This is a genomic window from Flavobacterium limi, from assembly GCF_010645075.1.
GTDB classification, from domain to species: Bacteria; Bacteroidota; Bacteroidia; order Flavobacteriales; family Flavobacteriaceae; genus Flavobacterium; species Flavobacterium limi.
This window is the reverse complement of record NZ_JAADZV010000001.1, coordinates 975,915-998,094: the sequence shown is the minus strand read 5'-3', so window position 1 is coordinate 998,094 and position 22,180 is coordinate 975,915. Positions and strand designations below refer to the sequence as shown.

Genomic DNA, 22,180 nt, shown 5'->3' with positions numbered 1-22,180 from the left:
TACATTTTACAGAAATCTTCTTACCCTTAAAACATGGAAAACGAAAATGACGCACAGCATTTTCTGGATTTGATTCAGAAATCACGAAAAGGAAAATTCAAAATCTACATTGGAATGAGCGCCGGTGTGGGCAAGACTTTCCGCATGCTTCAGGAAGCGCATTCGTTATTGCGAAACGGAATCGATGTAAAAATTGGCTACATCGAAACGCATATGCGAAAGGAAACGCATGAGTTATTGTCTGGTCTGACGATTATTCCGCGACGGACTATTTTTTATAAAGGAAAAGAACTCGAAGAACTCGATGTTCAGGCGATCCTAAACCTTAGACCTGAAGTGGTTATCGTTGATGAATTGGCACATACAAACGTGGAAGGAAGCAAAAACGAAAAACGCTGGCAGGATGTTCTGGAAATCCTGGAAGCCGGAATTAATGTGATTTCGGCTGTCAATATTCAGCATATTGAGAGTTTAAATTCAGCTGTAAAACGCATCACAAACATCGATGTTCAGGAAAGAATTCCGGATAATGTTTTGCGTCTGGCTGACGAAGTGGTAAATATCGATTTGACTTCGGAAGATTTGATTGCGCGTTTGAAGGAAGGAAAAATCTATACGGCAGATAAAATTCAGATGGCTTTGCAGAACTTTTTCAAATCTGAACAAATTCTGCAGTTGCGTGAATTGGCTTTGAAGGAAGTCGCAAGTCAGGTTGTTCGAAAAGTAGAAAGCGAGGTTCCGAATGTGCACGCTTTACGTCATGAAAAATTACTGGCTTGTATCAGCAGTAATGATAAAACGGCTAAAATTGTGATTCGGAAAGCAGCGCGATTAGCAAGTTATTACAACGGAAGCTGGTATGTTTTGTATGTCGAAACACCGCCAGAAACCCCTACTAGAATTGCGCTTGACAAACAAAGACATTTAATTAATAATTTTAAACTCGCTGTGCAATTGGGAGCTGAAGTTATTAAGGTAGAAAATTCGAATATTGTCAATGCAATTTTGACGACTGTAGAAGAAAAACAAATTACAACTGTCTGTATCGGGAAACCGCATTTGAATTTATTTAAAGTAATTTTGTCTACAACAATTTTCAGACGTCTATTAAATAAACTGTCATTATCAAACGTCGATCTTGTTATACTGTCTTAAATTGGTAAAATGTAAAAAGTGAAAGGTCAGATGTTTCATTTCACATTTTACAAACAACATTTTACATAAAAAAATATGAGAATTAAAACCAAATTGAATCTGGGTGTTGGATTGTTATTTTTAATGATCATCATTCTCTCGTTAGTGAGTGCTTATTCTGTTTTTTTGATCAAGCAGGACACTGAGAATATTCTGAAATCGAATTACAATACGCTGGAATATTCGCGAAATATGATTTTTGCTTTGGATGGAATGAAATCGGACTCAAAAAAAACGATTTTGAATTTTGAGGAAAATCTCGAAAAGCAAACCCGCAATATTACAGAACCAGGCGAAAAACAAGCAACCGAAAAACTGAAAGAAAGCTTTATTCTTTTAGCTAAAAATAATACTGATGAAACTGTAAAAGCACAGATTCGTCAGGATATTTTTGCGATTATGAAACTGAATCTGGATGCCATCAAACAGAAAAGCGACATCGCTAAAAAAACGGCTGAAACATCCAATTTTTCCATTGCTATTGTAGGGACTTTGTGCTTTTTGATTGCGTTTAATTTATTGGTCAATCTGCCAAATAATATTGCAAACCCAATTAGGGAATTAACGCTGAGTATTAAAGAAATTGCGAATAAAAACTACTCTGAACGTGCACATTTTACCAGTCACAGCGAATTTGGGGATCTTGCCAAATCGTTTAATACGATGGCGCAAAAACTCGAAGAATATCATGACAGCAATGTTTATAAACTTCTTTTTGAGAAAAAACGACTGGAAACACTTATCAACAATATGAACGATCCAATTATTGGTTTGGATCATGAAGGAATTGTTTTGTTTGTGAATGATGAAGCGCTGAAAATTATCGGCATGAAATCGGAAGAAATAATCGGAAAAAATGCATCTGAATTGGCGGTTTCCAATGATTTAATTCGTTCTTTAATTCTGAAAGAAGATAAAACTCCGAAGAAACAACCTCTCAAAATTTTTGCTCACGGAAAAGAAAGTTATTTCGAAAAGGAAATCCACAACATTACGATAACACCAACGGGTGAAGAAAAGGAAATCAATATTGGTGACGTAATTATTCTGCGAAATATTACGCTTTTTAAAGAACTGGATTTTGCTAAAACTAATTTTATTGCCACCGTTTCTCACGAATTAAAAACCCCAATAGCTTCTATAAAATTGAGTCTTCAATTGCTTGAAAATGCTAAAACAGGCGATATGAATGACGACCAGAAACAATTGGTAGAAAGCATTAAAGACGACAGTCAGCGTTTGTTGAAAATTACGGGCGAATTACTGAATTTATCACAATTGGAAACAGGAAATATTCAGTTGAATATTGGCAAAAGCAATCCGCATGAAATTGTACAATATGCTGTAGAAGCCGTAAAAGTTCAAGCCGATCAAAAACAGATTCAACTGATTGTTGATGCCAATGAAAACCTCAAAAATGTAAAAGCCGATGCTGAAAAAACAGGCTGGGTTTTGGTTAATTATTTATCGAATGCGATTCGGTATTCATCTGAGAAAAGTACAATTCTCATTAAATTAAAAGAAGAAAACAATCAGATGGTTTTTCAGGTTATTGACACCGGAAAAGGAATTGAACCCAGATACAAAGACAAGATTTTTGATAAATATTTCCAGATTCCGGGAAGCCAAAAATCCGGAACGGGATTAGGTTTAGCCATTAGCAAAGAATTTATTGAAGCACAGAATGGAAGTGTTGGTGTAGAAAGTAATTTGGGATTGGGAAGTACTTTTTGGTTTACATTAAAAATTTAGGATTATTTTTTAATAAAATTCTCTGAAACAAAAAAAATGCCCTGTTAAAAAACAAGGCATTTCATATTCAATTCATTCTGAAGTTTCATTCTTTTGGTTTTGTCAAATAATAAATTGGAATACCAATTAGCATAATTAAAATCCCCCAGCCACAGGTTGAGAATTTTGTAACCAACAAAGAAATACTGATTGCAGATGCTAAGATAATATACAAAAGCGGTAAAAATGGATACCCAAAAGCCTTGTAAGGTCTTTCAGCATCAGGCATTTTTTTACGCAATATAAAAATTCCATAAATTGTAAGAATATAAAAGATCAACACGATAATAATTACAAAGTCCAGTAAAGCACCATATTTTCCGGTTAGACAAAGAGCAGATGCCCATATACATTGTGACCACAAAGCCCAGGCGGGCACGCTGTATTCGTTAAGAATAGAAGCCTCTTTAAAGAACAAACCATCATTCGCCATGGTGTAATAAACCCGAGCACCCGCCATAATCAATCCGTTATTACAGGCAAAAGTCGAAATCATAATCATTATCGCAATAACCAAAGTTCCAATATCCCCAAAGATATATTGAGCAGCCACTACCGCTACCCTGTCTGACTTTGCAGTTGCTATCTCCTCCATAGGAATTACTGCCAGATACATCAAATTTGTCAATACATAAATAATCGTAACAATAAAAGTCCCTAAAAACAGACTTAAACCTACATTTCGTTTTGGATTTTTAATTTCGCCCGCAATAAACGTTACACCAACCCAGGCATCACTGGAAAATAGTGAACCTACCATTGCAGCAGAAATCCCGGTTATTAAAGCTTTTCCGCTAATGGGAAGCCATGAACCGTTCTCTGTATCATATGAATGAGGAGTCCATGCATCTGTCCAATTCGTATCCCAAACAGAAGCTTTTGCAGCAATTGTTAATCCAAAAACGATTAAACCAAGCAACGATAATATTTTTATAATAGTTAGAACGGTCTGAAGAATCTTTCCGTTTTTTACGCCACGGCTATTAATAAAAGTTAATAACACAATGGTAACAATCGATACAATCTGAGCTGCATTTAGCTTAAAATCCCCTAATTCAAATAATATATTCTCGTCACTGAGAGGTTCATAAAGATAAGCTGCAAATTTTGAGAAAGCGACACCAACCGCAGCAATTGTCCCCGTTTGGATAACAGCGAAAAAGCTCCAGCCATACAAAAAAGCGATCAATTTATTGTATGCTTCTTTCAAATATACATATTGTCCTCCGGCTTTTGGAAACATCGAACTCAATTCACCATAACTCACAGCGGCAATAATGGTAATTAATCCTGAAATCAGCCAGATTAATGTTAACCATCCTGCTGAGCCTACTTGTCTGGCGATATCGGCACTCACAATAAATATTCCCGAGCCAATCATAGATCCCACCACAAGCATGGTCCCATCTAGTAATCCAAGCTCTCTCTTAAAATTTTCCTGGTTGTTTTCCTGCATTTTTTTGGTTTTTTGGTTGGTTAAAGATATAATTTTTTCTGAAACTTCATGTTTTCAGAATACAGATTTAAGATTGTTGAATTTGGGCGTATCCCTGTGGGTCGGGCTATCCACTTTATCTTTTATGGTGAACCCCACCATAAAAGGATGCCGTTACTATCCCTTACGCAAATCCGGTTTGATAACAGCATCAGATTATAATTTAATTATAAACATTTCAAATTCAATGATAGAATGTCGGTAAGATTTTTAAAATTAACAGGAAAAAATAGACCACTCGTTAAACGGAATTCTTTTTTTATTAAATTTATGTAGGAATCATTGATAATAAATTTTATTCAGCCTCCTAAAAATATAAAACAACAGTAAAGCCAGTTACGTAATACGCAGACAGAATTTATTATTAACTACCAATTCCAAAGTTATGTTTCAGGGTGCTTTTTTAAAAAATTTACGTTTTACTAATGGTTACATCTTAATATTAATTGTATTTGTTTCTTGTGTTTTACTAATTTGTATCAATCTTTTTACAATCAAAATATTATCTGCCAATAGAGCTTATATCAACGGTGAATCACATTATTCAAAAGGACAAAAGGACGCATCCCGCCATCTTATACATTATCTTTTTTCTAAGGACAAACATAAATGGAATTTGTTTCAGGAAGAATTGAAAGTTCCGCAAAGTGCCCGTATTGCCAGAGAAACACTAATGAAGTTTGGCGACAATGATATAGCCCGAAAAGCTTTAATTAATGGCAGAAACCATCCTGAAGATCTGGATGACATAATTTGGCTATTTGAAAACTTTAAGCAGGTCTCTTTTTTATCAAAAGCAATTAATGAGTGGGAACAAGGGGATGACCTAATCGTTAAACTGTCTGAAATTGGCAAAGAAATTAATACCAAAATAAATAATACCGTTTTAAGTCGGACTGATCAGATAAAATTCCTTAGGGAAATTGGTTCTATAAGCGACAAACTAACTATTAACGAGCGTAACTTTACAAATATTATCAGCGATGGAACCCGTAAAATTAAAAATTTACTCATTATTACAAATATCATTTTTACATTAATCATAGTATGCAGTGTTAGTTTTTATTATTCGATAATGGTGAAAAGATTACTGGCTTCAAAAAAAGAAACAGAAAATAAAAATGAGAATCTGATATTAGTCAATCATGAACTGGACCGTTTTGTGTATAGTGCTTCACACGATTTACGATCTCCTATAACCTCCTTAAAAGGTTTAATAGAAATTACACAGCTGGAAGACGACATCGATCAGATTAAAGAATATTTAGGTTTAATGTATCAAAGTCTTGTGAGACAGGATCAGTTTATTAGCGATATTATTGATTACTCAAAAAACAAGCGAAAACAAATCATTATAGAGCCTGTTAGCCTGAAAGAAATATTTGAGGAAGAAATTTCACAGCTGATGCACATAGAAAATGCCAACCGAATAATTTTTAAACAGAACATATCCGCAGATGAGATTCAGAGTGACCGCTTACGCTTAAAAATTATTATCAGCAATTTGCTTTCTAATGCCATAAAATATGCAGATTCAAGTAAAGAGGAAATGTTTATCTCAATAAAGACCTATACTCAGGATGACTTTACCAAAATTGAAATTGCTGATAACGGAATTGGAATCAAAAATGAATTCAAAGACCATATTTTTGAAATGTATTTTGGAACAAACAAAAATAAAGGATCAGGTTTAGGCCTTTATATTGTAAAAGAAGCTGCTGAAAACATCAAAGGAAACATTTCCCTGATTTCAGAAAGTAACATCGGAAGTACCTTTACAGTAGCAATCCCGAATAATTATGGAATTTAAACCTTTATTTTTATTAATCGAAGACAATTTGATTGATCAGATTGTGACTCAGCAATTACTTAAAAAAGTATTTCATGTTGAGGAAATCATTATTGCTAATAATGGACAAGAAGGAATTGAATGGCTCAATACCTATAAAAACAATCAGCCGGTAATTATTTTATTGGACATTCAAATGCCTGTTATGAATGGTTTCGAATTTTTGGAAGAATACGAAAAATTACAAGAGGAAATAAAGTTAAAATCGCAAATTTATGTATTATCATCAACTCTTGATCCTGATGAAATTAAAAAAATAAAAGAAACCCACTATGTTATTGATTTTTTAAACAAGCCTTTATCAGTAGAATATTTTAGAAGTAAAATTTAATTAAAGTTAAACATAGTCTGTTTTTAAATTACTAATCTTTGAAATAAATTCTATCGTCTATATATTTTTTTTGTATAAAAACGAGTTAAAAAATCATATAAAATATATTCTTGTTCTCTGGGTTTGATTCGAAATAAACGATTACAATTCATATGAATATAACTTGAAATTATTGTATTTATATTTTGAGCCAGCTTCCTTTCTTTATGCAGGGCTATTATTTCTTTAATATTAGATTGGCTCTTTTCTGATCTTTGATTTATGAGTTTGGAAAAAATGTTGCTTTTATTTAGATTGTCATTAATAAGCTTTTCATTCTCTCTAAACTTTTTATCCAATTGTTTATTTAAGGATTTATCTTTTTCAAATTCATTGCTAAAAAGGTCATTCATATTCAAAACAAAAATATTTTTTTCTTCATCGCTTAACTGAAAATCGGTTAGGGTTTTATCTATAGCAATCATTCCATATAGCCATCTGTCTGTTTCTGACAATTCTCCTGTCATAATGTTTTTCATAACTGGTAAAACGGTTATTGTATCATAAAAAAACAACTCTTCTATTTTTTCTATACAGTGCTGATCATAACGTTCAATTTCTCTAATATAATGGTCCAGCATAATTGCAACTATCTTTTCATTAATTTCTGCTGCCAATAAATCATTAATTTCACCTATAATACTCAGAGCTTCACTTTGATCCGGTATAAACAATCTTACCCTAATATGAAAATCCGGATCGTTATAACGAATAAAGAACCATTTTTGTATTTTATTTTCCATTATTTTGTCTGAAATAAAATCATTTATTTTTATAATAATTTTATCCGCAAAAAAACTTCTCATATATATTTTAAGGTAAAGCCATTCCTCTCCTATCTTAAAATTTCTTTTAATAACATCACTCATTGCTTTATGCTGTTTTATAAAAATTTATTATAAATTCATTTGTAAAACACTCACCCTTTTCATTTTTCACAAAGACATTTTTGTCTGTAAAAAGGACTTCTTCAAGAATTATTTTTTGACTGTTTTTTATCGTATTAAAAAAAATTTTCACAAACAGTTCATTATTAAAATCTATATAGAGCTTATTGTCTGTGTCCTTTATAACAACTCGTGACGGAATCATATTTTGAATTCTCCAAGATTCTATTTTATTTGTATAATCTGGCTTTTTACTCATATTCACAAGCTCTTTAATTTCTTTTTCACTGATATTCCAATAAGCTTTCGACAATACTAAACCATTATAAATTACCCTTGGCAGATATTTAAAATCTTCTCCTGTAGCACCCCAGTCAAAGTATATGCTTTTTTGGATATTCTGATATTGTAAGTCTGCTAAAAATTTATAAAATGACAAATTTTTAGGGTGGCCTGAAAAATGGGCAGAAGAAAGACGTGGAATAATTTTTTTATTCAACTTATGTGATCTCAACACAAACCTGTCGTTTTTAACTGATAAGAATAGATCTTTAAGTTGTATTTGTCTGTCAGCATCCACTAGGGAATTAGATAAAATAGGAATTTCATAATCCGTCAGTTTAGGACGCAATATCACATTTCCTTCTCTGGCTTCCGGCAAATGTGTAATTTCAGCAAAAATAGTATCCTTGTCTAAATATTCCGCCTCTTTTTTTATAATCGCTTTTGTTACATTTTCTACACCTTCATCAAAATATGAAAATCTTCCAAGAAGCTTACCAGCTGATGCTGAAAATCCAGAAACATATGTAAATTCATTATTATCTTTGTCACGGTAGATTTCAACTATTCCCCCTAAAGTTTCAGGAAATTTTTGATTATTCCCATCATCTATAAAATCCAAATCCTGATCTGTAATTTCTATCCCTTCTTCTTTGGAAGTTTTATCTTTTAAGAAAAATTCACTTAGTTTGCGAGTTAAGAGTATATCTTTTTTGCTCCATTGAACACTTTTTGTAGTAACTGTATTTTTAAATTGTACATTATCTAAAAGTGGCAGCATTAATTTTTCTTCTAAATAGGGATATCCAATCCCAAAATCATCATCAAGCACCCTAAGCAAAGAGATTTCTTCTTCTTCATATTTTTTGCAAAATCGTTTTTTAAAATCTTCCAACATGCCATTCTCGATACCGGATGTAAATTTCTTTAGAACCTTTATTGATTTTTGAATCTTTCCTACTGTGCCTTTGGAAAGTGTATTTTGAAAAGCACCAAGTTGTAGATCAGTCTGAAAAACACTTCGTACATCATGCCCAATGAATGTAAAAATGGAAGCATTTTGCTGAATCCATTGGATTGTTTTTTTTTCAACACTTGCATTTGAAAAGTGATTTATCAGATCTTTACTTAAATTAGTAAAAAGATCAATGGTATCATTTTTTTCCCATCTAAAAGAATCTAATTTTAAAATTAAAGTTTTTAATGGATTTGAGTCAATAGTCGAAATCTCTAAATCATTTGTTAGAATCTGATGCTCAATAAGATCTTCAACATAAGTAATAGATTCTTTCTTGTCAAAATCTAAGCTTACTAAAAACTCAACCAACTCATCAAAAAAACATCCGCAATTGCAAAAGTCCAAAACAGCTGACAAGTATTCATTGTTTTCTGTCGTCGATTTAAAATACGTTTTTTTGTTATCTATTATTTCTGATTCTATATAGCTGTAAAAATCATTTATAAGATAAAGAGTGTCGTTCGGGAAAAATTTTATTTGTTTTTTTATTACCGGCAAAGAAGAAAAATATTTGGTAAGTTTAGACACTAGCTCCATGTCTAATCGGGTATGTACCGTATAATCATTTCTATTTTTTAAGACAATATTAGTTTCATTTCCAACTTTACCCGTTGCACATCCTGCAAACAAGCCAAAAGGAGTACATCTTGTCCTGGATCTTACATAATATTTTGTCAAAGAATTAGTCAGTCTTTCTTCTACACTCCCCTTATTCAACGACTTATTTATTTCATTATAAAGCACTTGCGAGGCTATAAAAATTGCATCTCTGAAAAAATCATTAGTCTGAAAAAAATTAAAAACTTGTTCAAGATTTATCGTTTGCAATTCTTTTTCTCCAAAATGATATATAGGCGTCCTTAAAATAAAATCCTCAAAATATGTATAATCAATATTTTTATCCATAGCAAAAAAAATAGCCCGTTATCAGGCTATCATAATTTGTAATTTTAACGATTACTTAAAAATTGTTGTGATGAGGTCATGTAAAGGAGTGATCATAGGAGTTATCTTTTTATTTTGCTCTCCATTACCATTTTGTGTAAGCTTAGAAACTTTTTGCGTTTGTAATTTCAATGTTTTTTTCATGATAATTATCTGTTTATTAGTTAAGTAACGAATTTAAAATTAATTTATTCGATAAATTAGCCAAAAAACAAGTGAAAAGTACCATAAAGATTTTTCTTTTCTGTTTTAAATTTGAATAACAAAAGTTTCACAAGTTTAAACGCAGAAGTCAAAAAGGATCAAAATTCTTATATCCTCTTTGACTCAACAAAAATTACTTAGATAAAAAGTTAAGATGTAATTGACTTATGCAGCCGTTCCCGGTTAAAGAACTCAAAAACCTATTTTGACACTATTCTAAAACACGATTTACCTGCGAAAAAGTTCTTTCGTAATAAGGCTCTTTTGTTGACGAAATAATAACGCCACCATGAGTTGAGGAATGGACAAATTTAATTTCTTCATCAACAACCTCCACAACCATTCCTACATGATTGATTCTGCTTCTTCCATTGGTTTTAAAAAAAATTAAATCTCCTTTTTGGGCTTCTTCGGGATTAACTTTTGTACCGATTCTGGATTGTTCTATAGAACTTCTTGGCAGTTTAATATCAAAATTACCAAAAGTGGAATACATTAATCCAGAACAGTCAAAACCTGCTTTTGTTGTTCCTCCTGAACGATAACGTGTACCTATATTTTCAGTTGCATTTATTACCAACTGATCAACTAACTCTGAATAATTACTAACTCTTATTACCGAAGAGGAATCTTTTTTAATCGCTGTATCATCAGCAACCTGAACTGACGGATTAACAGTATTTGTTTCCTGTTCAGCCTTTAAAGACTGAAGACTGGCTGCTTTTTCTTTTGAAGTAAGAATCTTCAGAGTATATCCAATAGGCAGCTTATTCCTGATATCTGGGTTTTGTTTTTCTAATTCAGCTACAGTGATTCCGAATTCTTTTGCAATAGCATATTTAGTTTCCTTTTGCTTAACTTCCCTTGAAACTTCCACCAATTCTGATTGAGTATTTTCAGCCGGTCGCTGTACAACTAAATTCCCCTCAGAGGGAATAACAATCTGCTGCCCTATTTTTAGACCTTCGGTTTCCAGTGAAGGATTTACTTTTTTCAAATCTTCAACAGAAACTTTATATTTTTTTGATATACCCCAAAGAGTTTCCTTTGCTAAGACCTCATGTAAACCTGGATTTGTCTGAGTAGCAGACTGATTAGATTTTATTTCCTGAGGTGGATTAGAATTAGGAATCAATAAAATCGAATTTAACTTTAAGATTTTCGGTGCATCAGGATTCGCATTTTCGATATCTTTTGGCTTAAGACCGTATTTTTTAGCGATATTATAAAGGTTATCACCTTTTGAAATAGTATGTTTGAGATAATTTTCCTGAGAAAATGTACTTACGGAAAAAAGAAAAAATATAAAAACAAATCTGAATCTGAAAATCATTATTTGGGGAATTTTAATTTTCTACACTACTATTCCTTCTTAATTTTAAACTCAAAAAAAGAAGTTTTATTACCAAAAAAGCGAATTTAACTTTTTAAAGTAAAAAATACACGTTTTTTAACAACAAATTTATGTCAAATTGCTTCCCTAAAAAGGTTTGCATATCTAACTTAAAGTTTCTCTGTGAGTTATAAAATTTATTCGAAAATCATAAAAGTTGAAATAAAAGATGTGCTGAAAACTGGAGCCTTAGCCCGGATGGAAGCGGCATCCTTTTATCCCGATAACTAACGGGACAAAAGATACAGCGAACAGCCGGAATTGCTTCTAATAAAAAACGCCCTGTTTTCACAGAGCGTTCATAATTATAATTGAATCTTAAATTAAGCTTTACCAGCAGCAATTAGGTTTAATGCAGAACCTGCAACAAACCAGCCAATCTGACCTTCATTGTAAGTATGATTTGCCAGGATAATATCTTTTGTTCCATTTTCGTGAACGAATTCTAACGTTAAGGGTTTTCCCGGAGCAAACTCAGTTAAATCAGTAAAATTGATAGTATCGTTTTCCTGAATTTTATCGTAATCAGCTTCATTGGCAAAAGTTAATCCTAACAGACCTTGTTTTTTAAGGTTAGTTTCGTGGATACGAGCGAAAGATTTTACCAATACCGCTTTTACACCTAAGAAACGAGGCTCCATTGCAGCGTGTTCACGAGAAGAACCTTCTCCATAATTATGATCTCCAACTACGATGGAAGGAACTCCTGCAGCTTTATAGGCACGAGCCACAGCTGGGACAGCATCATAAGCTCCAGTCAATTGATTCTTAACCGAGTTTGTTTTCTGGTTGAATGCATTTACAGCACCAATAAGCATGTTGTTAGAAATATTATCTAAATGTCCGCGGAAACGCAACCATGGTCCAGCCATAGAAATGTGGTCTGTTGTACATTTTCCGAATGCTTTGATCAGCAATTTTGCACCGGTAATGTTTTTACCATCCCAGGCATCAAACGGGGCTAAAAGCTGTAAACGTTCTGAAGCCGGATTTACCACAACCTGAACTCCTGAACCGTCTTCTGCCGGAGCCTGAAATCCGGGATCTTCAGCATAGAACCCTTTTTCCGGCAATTCATCTCCTGTTGGTTCATCAAGCATTACTTCTTCGCCTTCTTCGTTGATTAATTTATCTGTCAAAGGATTGAATCCTAAATCACCCGCAATGGCCAAAGCTGTTACTAATTCCGGAGAGCCTACAAAAGCCAACGTGTTTGGGTTACCGTCTGCACGTTTTGAGAAATTACGGTTGAAAGAGTGAACGATTGTATTTCTTTCTTCTTTTTCCGCTCCTTCTCTGTCCCACATACCAATACATGGTCCACAGGCGTTAGCAAAAACTGTTGCTCCTATTTTATGAAAAGTATCAATAAATCCGTCTCTTTCGATTGTAGAACGAACGACTTCAGACCCAGGGGTGATTGTAAACTCTGCTTTTGTTTTTAAGTTTTTCTCTGAAACCTGTTTTGCTAAAGAAGCTGCACGGGAAATATCTTCGTAGGACGAGTTGGTACACGAACCAATTAAACCAACCTGTATTTGCAACGGCCAGTTATTTTTGATAGCCTCTTCTTTCATTTTAGAAATTGGAGTAGCTAAATCCGGAGTAAAAGGGCCGTTTAAGTGCGGCTCTAATTCTGACAAATTGATTTCGATTACCTGATCAAAATATTTTTCAGGATCGGCATAAACTTCCGGATCTCCAGTTAAGTAAGAAGCTATTTTATCCGCAGCATCTGCTACATCAGCTCTGTTTGTAGAGCGCAGATAACGGCTCATAGAATCATCATAACCAAAAGTTGAAGTTGTAGCTCCAATTTCGGCCCCCATATTACAAATAGTACCTTTACCCGTACAAGACATTGCAGTTGCGCCTTCCCCAAAATATTCTACAATGGCACCAGTTCCTCCTTTTACAGTCAGAATACCGGCAACTTTAAGAATCACATCTTTAGGAGCTGTCCAGCCTGATAATTTGCCGGTTAATTTAACTCCGATTAATTTAGGAAATTTCAATTCCCACGCCATTCCGGACATAACGTCTACAGCATCAGCTCCTCCAACACCAATAGCTACCATTCCTAAACCTCCTGCATTTACAGTATGAGAATCCGTACCAATCATCATTCCGCCCGGGAAAGCATAATTCTCCAGTACTACCTGATGAATAATTCCGGCTCCCGGTTTCCAGAAACCAATTCCGTATTTATTAGAAACTGACGACAAGAAGTCGAAAACTTCATTACTTTGTGTTTTTGCTCTCGCTAAATCGGTAGCAGCATCTACTTTTGCCTGAATCAGGTGGTCACAATGAACCGTTGTAGGAACTGCTACTTTAGATTTGCCGGCATGCATAAATTGCAATAATGCCATTTGCGCCGTTGCATCCTGACATGCTACACGATCAGGTGCGAAATCAACATAATCGACTCCTCTTCCAAACGCTTTGGTTGGATTTCCATCCCAAAGATGATTGTACAAAATTTTCTCTGTTAAAGTAAGTGGACGACCAACAATGTTACGTGCTGCATCAACACGTGCGGGCATGTTGTCATACACTTTTTTAATCATTTCTATATCAAAAGCCATAGTTATATATTAATTATATTAGTGTAAATCAGCTTAAATTTAAGGATTTTATTATGGTTTATGCTAAAATAATTGTTAATACTATTATTTAAAACTATTCTACTTTTCTTGCACGGCAGTAAATTGAAAATCAACCTAGTATAATTATCTAACCTTTACAATAACCTATTGCAATTGCACCTTATACCTTAAAAATTTGATTTAACAAATCATACAACGGTAATCCAACAAAGATAGAAGCTTTAACCCACAACGAGGAACGAATGAATACTATACTCGAATAGCACAATGCTTACCAACCCAAAATATAAATAAAAAGAGGCAACCTATTACTAGATTGCCTCGTTTAGAAATTATGAAATTCCTAATATTATAATTTAGTAGAGATTGGTTTGAATTTTGTTAAGTTGATACCTTCAACCGAAGCTTTATACTCTTCTATAGATGGCATTCTTCCTAAAATTGCAGAAAGTACAACTACTGGCGTTGATGCTAATAAAGATTCTCCTTTTTTACCCTCTCTATCCTCTACTACACGTCCTTGGAACAAACGAGTTGAAGTAGCTAATACAGTATCTCCTTTTTCAGCTTTTTCCTGGTTACCCATACATAAGTTACAACCAGGACGCTCTAAATACATAATATTTTCGTATTCTGTACGTGCTGTTGATTTAGGTAAGGCATCTGAGAATTCGAAACCTGAATATTTTTGTAGCATTTCCCAATCACCTTCAGCTTTTAATTCGTCGATGATGTTATATGTAGGAGCTGCAACTACTAAAGGTGCGTTGAATTTAACTTCCCCATTTTGTTTTTCAACATTACGTAACATTTGAGAAACAATTTTTAAATCGTCTTTATGAACCATACAAGAACCTACGAAACCTAAATCTACTTTTTTATCTGTTCCATAGAAAGATAATTCACGAATAGTATCATGTGTATAACGTTTAGAAACATCAACATTGTTAACGTCTGGGTCAGCAATCATTGGTTCCTCGATTAAACTTAAATCGATAACAACTTCAGCATAGTATTTTGCATTATCGTCCGGAGTTAAAGCTGGTTTAGCACCTGTTTTAATTTCCTCGATACGTTTGTTTGCTTTATCAATTAAACCTTTTAAAACCTGGTTTTTGTTGTCCATACCTTTATCAATCATGATTTGGATACGAGACTTAGCAATTTCTAACGATTGAATTAATGTTTCGTCCTGAGAAATACAGATAGAAGCTTTAGCTTTCATTTCTGCAGTCCAGTCTGTAAATGTAAATGCCTGGTCAGCTAATAAAGTTCCGATATGAACCTCAATAATACGACCTTGGAAAACGTTCTCACCATCAAATTTCTTCAACATTTGAGATTGCGTCGCATGAACTACATCACGGAAATCCATATGTTGTTTCATTTCACCTTTAAAAGTAACTTTTACAGATTCCGGAATTGGCATAGAAGCTTCACCTGTTGCTAAAGCTAAAGCTACAGTTCCTGAATCGGCACCGAAAGCAACCCCTTTAGACATACGTGTATGTGAATCTCCACCGATGATAATTGCCCACTCATCAATTGTAATATCATTTAACACTTTGTGAATAACGTCCGTCATTGAATGATATTCACCTTTAGGGTCTCTCGCTGTAATAACACCGAAATCATTCATGAACTTCATTAATTTAGGAATATTAGCCTGCGCTTTTTTGTCCCAAACTGAAGCTGTGTGACATCCTGACTGGTAAGCACCATCAACAATTGGAGAAATAACTGTAGCAGCCATCGACTCTAATTCCTGAGCAGTCATCAAACCTGTAGTATCCTGAGAACCTACGATGTTAACTTTCACACGTACGTCAGATCCTGCATATAATGTTTTACCTGGAGTTACACCAACTGCATTTTTGTTGAAGATTTTTTCAACAGCAGTTAATCCCTGACCTTCTATACAAACTTCTTTAGCTGGTGCAAATACTGTTGGAGCAGTAACTCCTAAAGCTTGCGCAGCAAATGTTTGGATTTTTTTACCGAAAACGATAGCATAAGATCCACCCGCTTTGATAAACTCTAATTTTTGAGGAGTGAAAGATTTAGAAATATCTTTTAATTCTTTCTCACCGTTGTATAATTTTTTAGTTTTTGTATTGATTGTTAATACAGTTCCTGTAGCTACAGAATAAACTTCTTCTAAAACAGGATCACCTGCTTCGTTACGAACTACGTTTCCTTCTGCATCTGTTTTCTTAACCCAGTTTTGTAAGTCGATACCGATACCACCTGTGACGTCTACAGTAGTTAAGAAAATAGGAGAGATTCCGTTAGTACCTGCTACAATTGGAGCAATGTTCACGAACGGAATGTATGGAGACGCTTGCTTACCTGTCCATAAAGCTACATTGTTTACACCTGACATACGAGAAGATCCAACTCCCATTGTTCCTTTTTCAGCGATTAACATAACAGAAGCATCTGGATGCTGTGCCTGCAATGCTTTAATTTCTGCCTGAGCTTCAGGAGTGATCATACATTTTCCATGTAATTCACGGTCAGAGCGAGAGTGTGCCTGGTTACCCGGAGATAATAAATCAGTAGAGATATCACCTTCTGCAGCGATGTAAGTAACCACTTTAATTTCTTCAGCAACTTCTGGTAATTTTGTAAAAAATTCAGCTTTTGCGTAGCTTTCTAAAATTTCTTTTGCAACTGTGTTACCAGCGCTGTAAGCTTCTGCTAAGCGTGCTGTATCAGCATCATATAAATAAACCTGAGTTTTTAAAACTTCAGCCGCTTGTTTAGCAATTGCAGCATCATTACCCAAAGCTAAATCAAGGAGTACTTCAATAGAAGGTCCCCCTTTCATATGTGACAATAATTCGAAAGCAAAAGCAGGTGTAATTTCTTTTACTTCAGATTCACCAAGAATGATTTCTTTTAAAAACTTAGCTTTCTCACCAGCAGCACTAGTGGTTCCAGGCAAAGCGTTGTAAATAAAAAATTTAAGAGAATCTTCTCTGTATTCATTATTTACATCTTTAATTTGAGCAATAATTACACTTAACAAATCGGCACCATCAATTGGTTTCGGGTTAAGTCCTTGTTCTTTACGCTCTTCAATTTCTTTAAGGTAATCTTTGTAAATATTATTATCGAAAGCCATAGTAAATTAGGTATTTTTATTTTTTGTTCGCAAATTTAGGAATTAAAGCTGAGAATTAAAAAAAATATAACGGATGCACCTTTTTCAAAAATTATTATTGCAAAATAATGAATTTCAACACTCTTTGTTGTCAAAAACTCAATTTTGCACTCAAATAATAAATTATCAATAATTTAAAATCTTTTCTTTAACAAAGTCGAAATTTTATGTTACAAAGGAAATCGGATTTTACCTCGTTTTTCATGAAGAACTTTTCTAAATAAGTATTTATATCGTTATAGTTTCACCTCTTTATCTCTTTTATACGTAAAACTACTTAAAAACAAAAAGCCTGAGAAATCTTAAAATCTCTCAGACTTTTTAATAAAGCGTATATTTTTTACATCAGCTTTTGAATAATAATTTCTTCTGTGATTCCTTCAGCATCGGCTTTGTAATTTTTAATAATTCTGTGTCTCAAAATTCCAACTGCTACAGCTTTTACATCTTCAATATCAGGAGAAAATTTGCCCTTAAATGCAGCATGAGCCTTAGCCGCCAAAATTAAATTCTGAGAAGCTCTTGGTCCCGCTCCCCAATCCAGATAATTTTTCACAAAATCATTAGTCAAAGAATTATCAGGTCTTGTTTTACTTACCAAAGTTACCGCATATTCAATAACATTATCTGCAACTGGGATTCTACGAATCAAATGTTGAAAATCAATGATTTCCTGAGCTGTAAATAAGGGATTAATCGCTGTTTTCGAATCAGAAGTTGTACGTTTTACGACTTGTACTTCTTCTTCAAAAGTTGGATATTCTAATTTAATAGCAAACATAAAACGATCTAATTGTGCTTCCGGTAAAGGATAAGTTCCTTCCTGCTCAATTGGGTTTTGAGTTGCTAATACAAAATAAGGTAAATCCAGTTTATAATTTTGCCCTGCAATTGTTACAGATCGTTCTTGCATTGCTTCAAGTAAGGCTGCCTGGGTTTTGGGAGGAGTTCTGTTAATCTCATCTGCTAAAATGATATTTGAAAATATCGGTCCTTTGATAAATTTAAACTGTCGGTTTTCATCCAGAATTTCACTTCCTAAAATATCCGAAGGCATTAAGTCAGGGGTAAACTGAATTCTTTTAAAATCCAGTCCCAAAGCCTGAGACAAAGTATTAATCATTAAAGTTTTTGCCAAACCCGGAACACCAATTAAAAGGGCATGGCCTCCTGAAAATATACAAAGTAAAATTTGATCTACGACGGCGTCCTGCCCTACAATGATTTTTGCTATCTCAGTTTTTAATTCGTTTCTTTTTTGAACTAGATTATGAATTGCTGCTACGTCAGACATTTATGAATATATTTTAAATTAAAAAGAGTTAGCTCTATGAATTCATAAAACTAACTCTTTTCTTTATTTAATAAAAATTATTTTTTCAACCAGTTATTAGTAAAAGTACAATCTCTGTATTCTCCAATAATTTTAATGTAAGTATCTTTAATTTTAGAATCAAACCATTTTGCAATTGCATTGATTTGTTTTTCTTTTAATGCTAATTCTTTAATTTTAGTATAATCTTTAGCATAATCAGCTACGTGTTCATCAATTCTGTTTGTTACAGTAATCAATTTATAGGTTTTTTTACCTTTATCATCCGTATCCAAAATTGGCTGAGAAACTTCATCATCTTTCAAATTCGAAACCTGACTGTATAAAGCGGCATCCATTTTAGTCAGTTCAAAACGCGTATCCTGCGTATTTGGATTAACCAAAGTACCGCCATTAGCTCTTGTTTCTTTTTGATCAGACTCATTTCTGGCTGCGTCTGCAAAAGAAATTTCTTTGTTTACAATTTTATTTCTAATATTTGTAATTCTTTCTTTCGCATCTTTCAAAGCAGTTTCAGAAACTGTTGGCGAAATTAAAATATGACGTAATTCTACCTCTTGTCCTTTTATTTTATCAACCATTATAATATGGTATCCGTATTGTGTTTCAAAAGGGTCTGAAATTTCTCCTTCTGCCAAACTAAAAGCAACATCCTTAAACTCTTTCACAAAAGGAGTTTTTCTGGTCATTTTATAATATCCGCCAGCAGGAGAAGAACCAGGATCCTGAGAATACAAAACTGCTTTTGTAGCAAAACTTGAGCCTTCTAAAACATCTTTTTTAATAGAATTCAGTCTATCTTTAACTTTCTGTTTATCAGCATCCGAAACTTTAGGTTCCACAACAATTTGAGCCACTTCCATCTCTGCACCAAAAGTTGGCAATTCGTCTTTTGGTATCTTTTTAAAGAAATTACGAACCTCTTCCGGAGTTATTTCAACGGCATCAACAATCTTTTTCTGCATTTCAGAAGATAATTTCTGCTCTTTTAAGATATCTGCAAAATATGTTTTAAATTCCTCAACTGAACTCTTTTTATAAAATTCTACAATTTTATTAATATCTCCGCCAGTCTGTCTCATCATGTAAGCAAGCCTTTCATCCATCATGCTTTTAACTTCAGCATCACTTACAATAATACTATCCTGAATGGCCTGATGAGCATATAATTTATCTTCTAAAAGCTTCCCCAACATCTGACATCTTGAAATATCCTTTACTGATCCTCCCTGAGAAGTGATTTCAAGATACCCTTTATCAATATCTGAGTCTAAAACAATATAATCCCCAACCGTGGCAATAATACCATCCACCTTTTGTTTGTTGATTGAAGCTTTATCAGCCGGTTTCTCAGCTACAACATCCTTAATAACTTCCTGAGCAGAAATAATCGAGCTGAAAAAAAGTAAAAAACATATTGTCAGTATTAGCCTGTAATCAATAGTTTTTAGCTGTATTTTTTTTAATAACATTATTTTAAATTTAATTTGAATGTAAGGTCCTGTTTTAGTCATTATTTAAACTGAAATCAATTAATCAATATTTTCAAACTTGAGAAAACACAAAAAAATAGATTTGCTTTTTTACAACTTATAACGAGCAAAAATAACAATTCAATTACATAATCCAACTATCAGCTATACTATTAACAAAAAATTATACACAATGCAGAAAGTTAGCTATGTAGAAGAACAAATTAATCATTTTCATTAGCATAAATCACAGAAAAACAAAATCATCTAAATCAAAACAGGATTGCATTTATTTTCAAATCGTATTAATTAATAGTACTTTTGCAATCTATTTATACAAAAATATGAGCTTTTTAAAAGAAATTCAACGCAGGAGGACTTTCGGGATTATCTCGCATCCCGATGCCGGTAAAACAACATTAACAGAAAAATTGCTGCTTTTTGGAGGTGCAATTCAGGAAGCAGGCGCCGTAAAAAATAATAAAATAAAAAAAGGAGCAACGAGTGATTTCATGGAAATAGAGCGTCAGAGAGGTATTTCGGTTTCTACATCCGTACTTGCTTTTAATTATAAAGACAAAAAAATCAACATTCTGGATACTCCGGGGCACAAGGATTTTGCTGAAGATACTTTTCGAACTTTAACCGCAGTTGATAGTGTAATTGTTGTTATTGACGTTGCGAAAGGAGTCGAGGAACAAACTGAAAAACTGGTTGCCGTTTGTAGAATGCGTAATATTCCTATGATTGTTTTTATCAATAAATTAGATCGTGAAGGTAAAGACGCTTTCGATCTAATGGATGAAGTAGAACAAAAATTAGGTTTAAAAGTTACGCCTTTAAGTTTTCCAATCGGAATGGGGTATGACTTTCAGGGAATTTATAATTTATGGGAAGAAAACATTAATCTTTTTAGCGGAGACAGCCGTAAAAACATTGAAGAAACTATTGCTTTTTCTGATGTTCAGAACAATCCGGAATTAGATAAAATAGTAGGACAAAAAGCAGCTGACAAACTTCGTGAAGAGTTGGAATTAATTGATGAAGTATATCCCAAATTTGATCGTCAGGAATATTTAGACGGAAAAATTCAGCCTGTGTTTTTTGGTTCAGCCTTAAACAATTTTGGTGTTCGTGAGCTATTAGACTGTTTCGTTACGATTGCGCCATCACCAAGACCAAAGGATTCAGAAACCCGTTTGGTCGATCCTGCCGAAGAAAAAATGTCTGGTTTTGTTTTCAAAATCCACGCTAATATGGATCCGAAACACCGTGACCGTTTGGCGTTTATTAAAATTGTTTCGGGAACTTTCGAAAGAAACAAACCTTATTACCATGTTAGACAAAAGAAAAACCTAAAATTTTCCAGTCCAAATGCCTTTTTCGCAGAGAAAAAAGAAATTGTTGACATTTCTTATCCAGGAGATATCGTTGGTCTTCATGACACTGGAAATTTCAAAATTGGAGACACATTAACTGAAGGTGAATTAATGAGTTTTAAAGGAATCCCAAGCTTCTCGCCTGAACACTTTAGATACATCAACAATGCTGATCCAATGAAAGCAAAACAATTGGATAAAGGAATTGATCAGTTAATGGATGAAGGTGTGGCGCAGTTATTCACATTAGAAATGAATAACCGTAAAATTATCGGAACAGTTGGAGCACTGCAATACGAAGTAATTCAATATCGTCTTGAGCACGAATACGGGGCAAAGTGTACTTACGAAAACTTCCCGGTTCACAAAGCATGCTGGGTAAAGCCTAATGACCCTAAAAGTGAAGAATTCAAAGAATTTAAAAGAATCAAGCAAAAATTTCTGGCTCATGATAAATATGGACAATTAGTATTTTTGGCAGATTCTGATTTTACAATTCAGATGACACAAAGCAAATATCCAAATGTAAAATTATTTTTCACATCAGAATTCGAATAAATATACATTACGCAATAAATCAAATCAAAAAGCGCCAACTCTGAAAGTTGGCGCTTTTTTTAAGAATTAAATTAACCTTTTTGTGGAAAAATTAATTTTCTTTATTTTATGTTAAGTCAAAAATATGATTAAACAGTAAACTATTAAAACATACTCGTTGAAAGTAAATTAAATCAGACAAAATACACTTTTTGTGAACTTATTTTATAAAAAAAGCTCCATTTCTGGAGCTTTC

At 33.5% G+C, this 22,180-nt stretch carries 13 protein-coding genes; 5 read left to right on the top strand and 8 right to left on the bottom strand.

Going from position 1 to position 22,180, the window contains the following annotated elements; all coding sequences use genetic code 11:
• Nucleotides 1-33 precede the first annotated feature (33 nt).
• Together GXM16_RS04275 and GXM16_RS04270 are read left to right on the top strand one after the other, a co-directional pair.
• Complete coding sequence (locus tag GXM16_RS04275) at nucleotides 34-1,155, top strand: sensor protein KdpD (RefSeq protein ID WP_163393027.1); 1,122 nt, start codon at nucleotides 34-36, stop codon at nucleotides 1,153-1,155.
• Nucleotides 1,156-1,230: 75 nt separating this feature from the next.
• Complete coding sequence (locus GXM16_RS04270; RefSeq protein WP_163393025.1) at nucleotides 1,231-2,946, top strand: ATP-binding protein; 1,716 nt, start codon at nucleotides 1,231-1,233, stop codon at nucleotides 2,944-2,946.
• Between the two features lie 85 nt (nucleotides 2,947-3,031).
• On the opposite strand, the gene GXM16_RS04265 is transcribed toward GXM16_RS04270, so the two are convergent.
• The gene (locus tag GXM16_RS04265) at nucleotides 3,032-4,441 is read right to left on the bottom strand and encodes an APC family permease (RefSeq protein ID WP_163393023.1); all 1,410 of its coding nucleotides are present in this window, start codon (nucleotides 4,439-4,441) and stop codon (nucleotides 3,032-3,034) included.
• Between the two features lie 424 nt (nucleotides 4,442-4,865).
• On the opposite strand from GXM16_RS04265, the gene GXM16_RS04260 reads away from it, so the two are divergent.
• Together GXM16_RS04260 and GXM16_RS04255 are read left to right on the top strand one after the other, a co-directional pair.
• Nucleotides 4,866-6,290: a sensor histidine kinase gene (locus tag GXM16_RS04260; protein WP_163393021.1), complete on the top strand. Its 1,425-nt coding sequence runs from the start codon at nucleotides 4,866-4,868 to the stop codon at nucleotides 6,288-6,290.
• Nucleotides 6,280-6,660: a response regulator gene (locus GXM16_RS04255; protein ID WP_163393019.1), complete on the top strand. Its 381-nt coding sequence runs from the start codon at nucleotides 6,280-6,282 to the stop codon at nucleotides 6,658-6,660. Before GXM16_RS04260 ends, GXM16_RS04255 begins: the two co-directional genes overlap by 11 nt.
• Nucleotides 6,661-6,710: 50 nt before the next feature.
• Here the strand turns inward: GXM16_RS04255 and GXM16_RS04250 are convergent, their stop codons facing one another.
• The 7 genes from GXM16_RS04250 to GXM16_RS04220 form a co-directional block, all read right to left on the bottom strand.
• The gene (locus GXM16_RS04250) at nucleotides 6,711-7,568 is read right to left on the bottom strand and encodes a thiopeptide-type bacteriocin biosynthesis protein (protein ID WP_163393017.1); all 858 of its coding nucleotides are present in this window, start codon (nucleotides 7,566-7,568) and stop codon (nucleotides 6,711-6,713) included.
• Nucleotides 7,569-7,572: 4 nt separating this feature from the next.
• Nucleotides 7,573-9,792: a lantibiotic dehydratase family protein gene (locus GXM16_RS04245; RefSeq protein ID WP_163393014.1), complete on the bottom strand. Its 2,220-nt coding sequence runs from the start codon at nucleotides 9,790-9,792 to the stop codon at nucleotides 7,573-7,575.
• 454 nt (nucleotides 9,793-10,246) lie between these two features.
• Nucleotides 10,247-11,368 (bottom strand): peptidoglycan endopeptidase, encoded by a 1,122-nt coding sequence (locus GXM16_RS04240; protein ID WP_163393012.1) that lies wholly within the window; start codon nucleotides 11,366-11,368, stop codon nucleotides 10,247-10,249.
• A 383-nt stretch (nucleotides 11,369-11,751) separates the two neighbouring features.
• On the bottom strand, nucleotides 11,752-14,016 hold the full coding sequence (locus GXM16_RS04235) for an aconitate hydratase (protein ID WP_163393010.1): 2,265 nt from the start codon (nucleotides 14,014-14,016) through the stop codon (nucleotides 11,752-11,754).
• A 370-nt stretch (nucleotides 14,017-14,386) separates the two neighbouring features.
• Complete coding sequence (locus GXM16_RS04230) at nucleotides 14,387-17,164, bottom strand: bifunctional aconitate hydratase 2/2-methylisocitrate dehydratase (protein WP_163393008.1); 2,778 nt, start codon at nucleotides 17,162-17,164, stop codon at nucleotides 14,387-14,389.
• Between the two features lie 379 nt (nucleotides 17,165-17,543).
• On the bottom strand, nucleotides 17,544-18,497 hold the full coding sequence (locus tag GXM16_RS04225; RefSeq protein WP_163393006.1) for an AAA family ATPase: 954 nt from the start codon (nucleotides 18,495-18,497) through the stop codon (nucleotides 17,544-17,546).
• Between the two features lie 77 nt (nucleotides 18,498-18,574).
• Nucleotides 18,575-20,008: a peptidylprolyl isomerase gene (locus tag GXM16_RS04220; protein WP_163393004.1), complete on the bottom strand. Its 1,434-nt coding sequence runs from the start codon at nucleotides 20,006-20,008 to the stop codon at nucleotides 18,575-18,577.
• A 344-nt stretch (nucleotides 20,009-20,352) separates the two neighbouring features.
• Here GXM16_RS04220 and GXM16_RS04215 point away from each other — a divergent pair, with 344 nt between their 5' ends.
• The gene (locus tag GXM16_RS04215) at nucleotides 20,353-21,945 is read left to right on the top strand and encodes a peptide chain release factor 3 (RefSeq protein WP_163393002.1); all 1,593 of its coding nucleotides are present in this window, start codon (nucleotides 20,353-20,355) and stop codon (nucleotides 21,943-21,945) included.
• Nucleotides 21,946-22,180: the final 235 nt, after the last annotated feature.